The organism is Virgibacillus aidingensis, from assembly GCF_010994035.1.
Classification (GTDB): Bacteria; Bacillota; Bacilli; order Bacillales; family Amphibacillaceae; genus Virgibacillus_N.
In genome coordinates this window covers 94,505-101,149 of the sequence record NZ_WIXN01000015.1, presented here as the reverse complement: position 1 = coordinate 101,149, position 6,645 = coordinate 94,505, and the positions used below count along the sequence as shown (strand labels likewise).

5 protein-coding genes are annotated in these 6,645 nt (G+C 41.0%); all 5 read right to left on the bottom strand.

What is annotated here, in order from left to right:
- Positions 1 to 672: 672 nt before the first annotated feature.
- Positions 673 to 954 carry a sporulation transcriptional regulator SpoIIID gene (spoIIID, locus tag GHD25_RS13550; protein WP_164217703.1) on the bottom strand — a complete coding sequence of 94 codons (282 nt, stop codon included), beginning with the start codon at positions 952 to 954 and terminating at the stop codon, positions 673 to 675.
- Positions 955 to 1,785: 831 nt separating this feature from the next.
- Positions 1,786 to 2,322, bottom strand: a complete 537-nt coding sequence (locus GHD25_RS13545) for a hypothetical protein (RefSeq protein ID WP_164217701.1) — start codon at positions 2,320 to 2,322, stop codon at positions 1,786 to 1,788.
- 145 nt (positions 2,323 to 2,467) lie between these two features.
- Positions 2,468 to 3,478 carry an AimR family lysis-lysogeny pheromone receptor gene (locus GHD25_RS13540; RefSeq protein WP_164217699.1) on the bottom strand — a complete coding sequence of 337 codons (1,011 nt, stop codon included), beginning with the start codon at positions 3,476 to 3,478 and terminating at the stop codon, positions 2,468 to 2,470.
- A gap of 382 nt (positions 3,479 to 3,860) precedes the next feature.
- Entirely contained in the window at positions 3,861 to 4,778 is a 918-nt protein-coding gene (locus tag GHD25_RS13535) for a M23 family metallopeptidase (protein ID WP_164217697.1), read from the bottom strand.
- A 544-nt stretch (positions 4,779 to 5,322) separates the two neighbouring features.
- On the bottom strand, positions 5,323 to 6,510 hold the full coding sequence (gene spoIID / locus GHD25_RS13530; protein ID WP_164217695.1) for a stage II sporulation protein D: 1,188 nt from the start codon (positions 6,508 to 6,510) through the stop codon (positions 5,323 to 5,325).
- Positions 6,511 to 6,645 lie beyond the last annotated feature (135 nt).

The following is a 6,645-nucleotide window of genomic DNA, read 5'->3' as shown; positions in this document are numbered from 1 at the left end:
GTTCAAAAAACCCCAGAAATACTTGGTACATAAGTATTTCTGGGGTTTTAACTGTCAAACTTGAGAATATATTTTACCACAAAATCCTATAATTAACTGCACTTTCTCCAAAATTCTGCAGAAAATTTGTCTTTTGGCGGTCATATTGTGACATTTTTTGCAGCAGCTTTTTATGAACGGGGTGAACTTCGGCGGAATTCTCCTCCCACGAGAAAAATCTGTTCCTGGGTTTCAAAATACGAAAAATTATCCTTTTAATATGCGTCGTCCGGACTGCTTTTCCGGATACGTCATGGAGAAAATATGACTGAAAGAGATGCTCGAGAAGTCGTCTCGGGCACGTCATTGAAAGGGAAAGGCACAATAACGTCCGACGGCCCTTGGAATGGTAAAGTTAAGGGTATTGGAAAGCTGAAGTATCGACTCCCGGGAAGACGCTTACTTGTCCAACCGAAAAACGTTTCGTTATAATCCCTTCATGACTAACATTCCGACTGCGGTTCGTTGTCCCTCGCCCCATCCAATGCTATTCGAAAAGCCAAAAGCTCAAGCTGTAACGGCTTGAGCTTTTGGAAGCTATTTTTCACATTTCCATCAAGAAACAGTATGTTTTACATTAACAGCGTTAGGCATCACCTCCTGAAAGTTCGGTTTTTGCCTTTTGGCCGGCTGTTACCCTACCGGTTTTGGTTCACTCTCCTTTGTTGAATCTGTCCGGTATTTTTTTCTTGTTGCTTCTCCCCCGCGCAAATGACGGATAGATTTGTGGTATTCAAGAACCTCCTTTACCTGATTTGCGAGCTCCGGGTTTACTTCCGGTAAACGTTCGGTTAGATCTTTGTGGACAGTGCTTTTGGAAACACCAAATTCTTTCGCTATCACTCGGACGGTTTTTCTTGTCTCAACGACATAATTTCCTATCCTGATAGTCCTTTCTTTGATGTAATCGTGCACACCGTTCGCCTCCCTATGTTGGATATTTCCGAGGTGCGGATGAGACAAGGTGTATTTTTAAGTCGTTGCTTCTATGCTGCTCCAGTGGATTTTATATATATGAGGTTATTATGTATTCGCAAAAATAGCTTTCCCCTTTTTTAAATACCCTGTTCAATAGTTATGGGAATTTTCTGTTTTCTATCTTTATATATATTTTCCCATTAAAAGGGTGATGGAATATGTTACACAAGCTCTCACCTCAGACAATTTGAATGCTTGGTTTGTAACATTTTATTAATCAACACCCGTGTTTATGATTAAATTTGCATCTTTCACCAAAAAGGACAAGGAGTATTTTAAAAAGAGGCTTTGGACATCAGGATTAAGTACAGATATTGGCCGCTGTTTTAGCTGATCAATACCATTAAAAAAACAAGCGGGCCTTTATTATTGTATGCAGTTACATCCGGGACAGGAATTTTTCAGCTGAAAAGAATACAGATTCATGAAGCGATCTTAGCGATCTTATGGATGAAGGTGTATAGTACCATGGGCTGTGTTTTATTGAAGAATAGCATTATTGTGATTTCAAAACAATGGAGCTCTTCGGAAGTTTTTACTATCATGAAATAATCGGGAACGCCGGGAGATATGCTATCAATCTAAAATCTAATGGATATCCAAGGTGGAATAATCCAGCTGTAAATGAAGCAAAATAAAAAGGCATCTATTTTTCAATGCCATATAAGTTTTATTATTTTATAAAAAATGGTTCAATTTTCCCTTCCGGTACCAGAATAATTCTTTCAATTTTTCCTCACTGTTATTGCTTTTATATCTGATTGAGTGTCAATCCAGTTCACCAAGCCATGGATCTTTCATCATTCTTGCTCCAGAACTGTGCCCATCCAGTTCGCCAAGCCAAGGGTCTCCCATTGCCCCTGCTTCAGGGTTATCCCCGTCAAGTTCGCCAAGCCAAGGGTCTCCCATTGCTCCTGCTTCAGGGTCATCTCCATCAAGTTCGCCAAGCCACGGATCTCCCATTGCTCCTGCTTCAGGGTCATCCCCGTCAAGTTCGCCAAGCCACGGGTCCCCCATTGCCCCTGCTTCAGGGTCATCCCCGTCAAGTTCACCAAGCCAAGGGTCTCCCATTGCTCCTGCTTCAGGGTCATCTCCATCAAGTTCACCCAGCCACGGATCTCCCATTGCTCCTGCTTCAGGGTCATCTCCATCAAGTTCACCCAGCCACGGATCTCCCATTGTTCCTGCTCCATGTTCATCTCCATCAAGTTCGCCAAGCCACGGATCAGCACTAACCATTCCAGGGGCAAAAGAAATTCCGAGTACGATAGCTGCAATTAACATCAAAGACTTGTAACTTTTCATTTTATTCCTCCTAAGTTAATTTTTTACTTTTAAGGAAAAATTGAACCATGGTCAACAATGTATTAAATCGTGCGCTGGATACCGGCTGGCTGAATGTCCACCCCGTGATTAATTCACGGGATGTATCCTTATTAGAATAACAGTTTTACTGCATATTTCTTAAAATATTCAACGGTAATTTGCTGAAGAAGTAGTCACTTCTTTTTTCTATAAAATAGCTGTAAGACTGAAGAAGAAGATCCTTATCGCGCTTTGCCTTGCCCAGGTAATACATAACAAAGGGGCTGTCGAGCGGTAATTCACTCAGGATTTCAATAGCTTTTTCATTATTTCCTTTGGCAATCTCAAGATGGGCTTGTTCACTTTTGTCTGGGGTGGTAACTCCATCAGGCTTGTTGAAGTGAGCGGACAGGAATGGAATGGTGCTTCCTTCAATTAGCTGAATCACATTTTTCAGATTATATTTCTTGCCAATTTGCAGTGCCTGCTGTATGTGGTGCATAGCCTGAAAATATGTATCAAATGTGTAGGAAAGCCCCAATCTGACATGTGTGCTCGCTTTTGTTCTCGGACTGAAGGAATGATTCAATACACGATAGCCATATTTTCTTGCCATAATAATTTCATTGCGCATTAAATAGTAGGTCATTAATATTTGGTTTAACCGTATTTTAAAGTAGGACAGCAATAGCTTGTCCCTTACAGCACCAAATAGTTCATGCTGAATATCCAAGAAGTTGCCTATTTTGCTGAATTGATTTAAGTCATAATAAATGGTAACCCTTGTAAATTCAACGATACATTTCAATTCAGGCTCACTGGTTTTGATCTGTTTAATTTGCTGGAGGGATTGATCCGGTGTATAAGATCCGAATCTGCGGTCAACATTAATCTGATAAACTTTTGCCCATAATCGGTTTGAAGCATTTTCCGATTCTTTATTTTTATTAATAAGCTGCTGGAGTTCTTTATAAAACCCATGCATATACAAAAACTCCATGCTTTTTTTCTGAATATCCAACGATTGGGATTCCATGCAATATGTTTTTACCATTTCCGTTACAGTTTCATTATCATGTTCCTGTGTCAACACTTCCATCAGTTCTTCTAATGTTAAATCCTCCTTGTTCGACAGGAAAATTGTCGGCAAGTGCATAAGGCGAACTCCTTTCTTAAGAATACGTATACACGCAGTCATATTCATAAGATGTTGGTTTATTGGACAAAAATAAAATTCGTCATAATTCAGCATTACCTTTTACTTATTGACTATTTTAACATATATTTACCTAATTTCTAGAAAAACCGTTCGACAAAATCTGCACCAGGCCTCCATCTAAAACTGGGATAAACCGCCTGGTGTTCATCAATTTTGAGTGCCGGAAGCACGATTTACCGTCTGGAACTTTTGTCGTGTTTTGGAGAGGCAGTTACAGAAGTCAATTATTAGAAGCACTCTAATCCGAGTAAAATGCGTTAGTTTCTTTTCCTTGCATCATAAAAAAAATACCCCCACCGAATGATGGGGGCTTTCTTTCTTATTCATTTTCTGATTCCGTTTCGTCAGATGGGTCTGTTGCCTCATCTTCCTCCGGATCTTGTACAGGATCCGTTACTTCATCTTCAGATTCACCATCTTCGTCTTCACTGGGGGCAGGGGACGTTCCGGTTTCTTCCTCTTCTGTTGCATCTTCATCCGGCAGGCCGGACTCTTCACTTTCTTCACTGGCATCCGTGTCTTCGGAAGCCTCTTCTGTCAAGCTGCTCAGGCTGCTTACCGGCTGTCCGAAGAATTCTTCCGGATTTACTTCCTGACCATCTTTTCTCAGCTCGAAATACACATGTGTTCCATCGTCTTTGCCAAATAGATTGTTCCCGGCTGAAGCAATCTGTTCACCTTGGCTTACTGTATCACCTGCAGAAACTTGTACATCTTCCAATGCCGCATAATAAGTCATCACATCGTCATCATGTGACATGATAACAACATTTCCTAAAAGCGGGTCTTCCTTGACTTCAGTAACTGTTCCGCTCAATGCGGCAATCACATCAAATGTTTCTCCTTCAGGGGCAGCAATTCCAACACCTGTACTTTGATAGTAGCGGTTGTTATAAAGAACCAGTGCACTTTCCTGATCCTCTTGATCTGCGTTGTAATCATAGAATTTAGTTACGATTTCTGCTTGCTCTTGATCTGCTACAGGCATCTGAATAATTTCCTGCTGGTCCACTACAGGCTGAGCTTCTTCATCATTTGGTGTCGGAGAATAATCATCCGTTTCCACTTCCTGCTCATCCTGCTCTACCTGCGGGATCTGATTATCCAGGTTTTGATACCAGATTACTGCCGTTAATAGAACAGCTGCAATAGTTAAATAAAGCGCCGGGAAAAACCATTTCTTCCGGAAAATGCGTCTCCACTTATTTTTTGAAGCGCCGTTGTTTTCCTCTTTCATATGTTATCACCTCAACAACCATTCTGATCAGAAAAAGGAAAAACTATACATCATTGCATGAAAAATTCTAGTTTTTATGTATTTTTTGAGAGAAACAGGGTAAATTAAGCGTTTATGCGGGACAGAGGAACAGCAAAAAACATCCAGTGGAGAGCTTGTGGCGCTCTTTTATATTCATTGAATGGACAGGAGACAGGGAAAAAGGAATTAACCTTTAGAGAAAGCTGCTCATTTTTATATGTTTACACAAAAGCACCCAAAACATAGTAGATTCACCCATATATACAGAAAAGTGCTCATAGTTTAGCAGGTTTCGCCCATATATACAGCAAAACGTCCATAACATAAATAATTCGCTCATATACCAAAAAATGCCCATAAATTGGTACTGCACCCCGAGAGTTAGAATAAATTACTAACCTTCGGGGTGCAGTACCTCAGCCCATATCCCGTAAAAATTCTTCCAAACAGCACGATCAACTTCTCAAGCCGCTACAAAGGACATGTTTGAACGCTTCAGACCAAAAATATGAAAAGTCCCTGCTTATCTGCTGACGAGGGCTGGCGCGGAATCTGTCACCGTACTGACTTCCACATCCTTGTAGTAATATTTGACGATATCCTGATAACTGTTCCCTTCCTCTGCCATACCATTAGCACCGTACTGGCTCATTCCGATGCCATGGCCATAGCCTTTGGTCGTAAAAATTAAATGATTATCCCGCTGTTTAATTGAGAAATCACTTGATTGCAGCTCCAGTTTCTCTCTTACCTCTCTGCCGGAAAGTTCGTTTCCATTTAATACTAACTGGTCAACCCGCTCACTATCTGTACGGGTAACTTCAATATCAAATGATTCATTGTTTGGAAGTTCAATTTCCAAGGCTTCTTCGACCTGTTCCATGGAAAATGTTTTTTGATCCCTGAATTTTGGGGAATCCTCGTCCCAGCGGCTTTCTACACTTCGCAAATATGGCAGTTCATCTTCCCAGTAATCCTCGGAGTTTTCTGTATAGCCATTACTCGTCGAGAAAAATGCCGGGGTGATCGGCGCATCATTATATGTCAAAATTTCCCCCTGTGTATCATTTACCGCCTCTTTAATTTTGTTGATTTTCCAGTCATAATCGCTTCCCCATTGCTTCTGCAGTTCATAATCATCTTTATACACCTGATGCATCACAGTATCGGTCACATCATACTCATCTGTTTCATCCGTATACAATTTATGGTTTACAATATATGTTCTTGCTGCAAGCGCCTGTGCTTTTAGCGCTTCTGTTTCAAATTCTGCCGGCATCTCGGAGGCTACAACCCGTACGACATATTCTTCCAGGTCCACATTTTCCACCTCATCGTAGGCATGCCGCATTACTGAGACAGAAACAGGGGAAGATGCCAATTCTACAGCCGGTTCTGCCTTTGTTTCCACGGTAGTCGCTTCATGCTGCTGATCTTCGCCAAAAGGGACGACGATTAAAGTTGGGATTACCAGAATAATCAACATTAATGCAGATACGAAGAAGAAAGACGGTATTTTCCAGTTCATTCTTCGTTTCGTTAACATGTGACGGGGTTTAAATTTCCGGGCCGGCTTCTTTCTAGGGATGTCTGCCGTTTTTTCAGCAGGTGTTATCGTTTTTGCTGCAGCCTGCTGCTTTTCTTTAATCTTTTTCAAAACATCGGTTTTCTTCTTCTTTGCTGGATTGATTAAATATTTTCGTTTACTCATCATGGCCCCCTTCTTGGAAATAATCTAGCATTCCTACTATTAACTATATACACAAAAATAAAGTAATAGAACATAAAATTCAATTAAAAAACAGTGAAACAGCGGGACGGTTCCCCTGTTGCAGTGCAAGAGGAG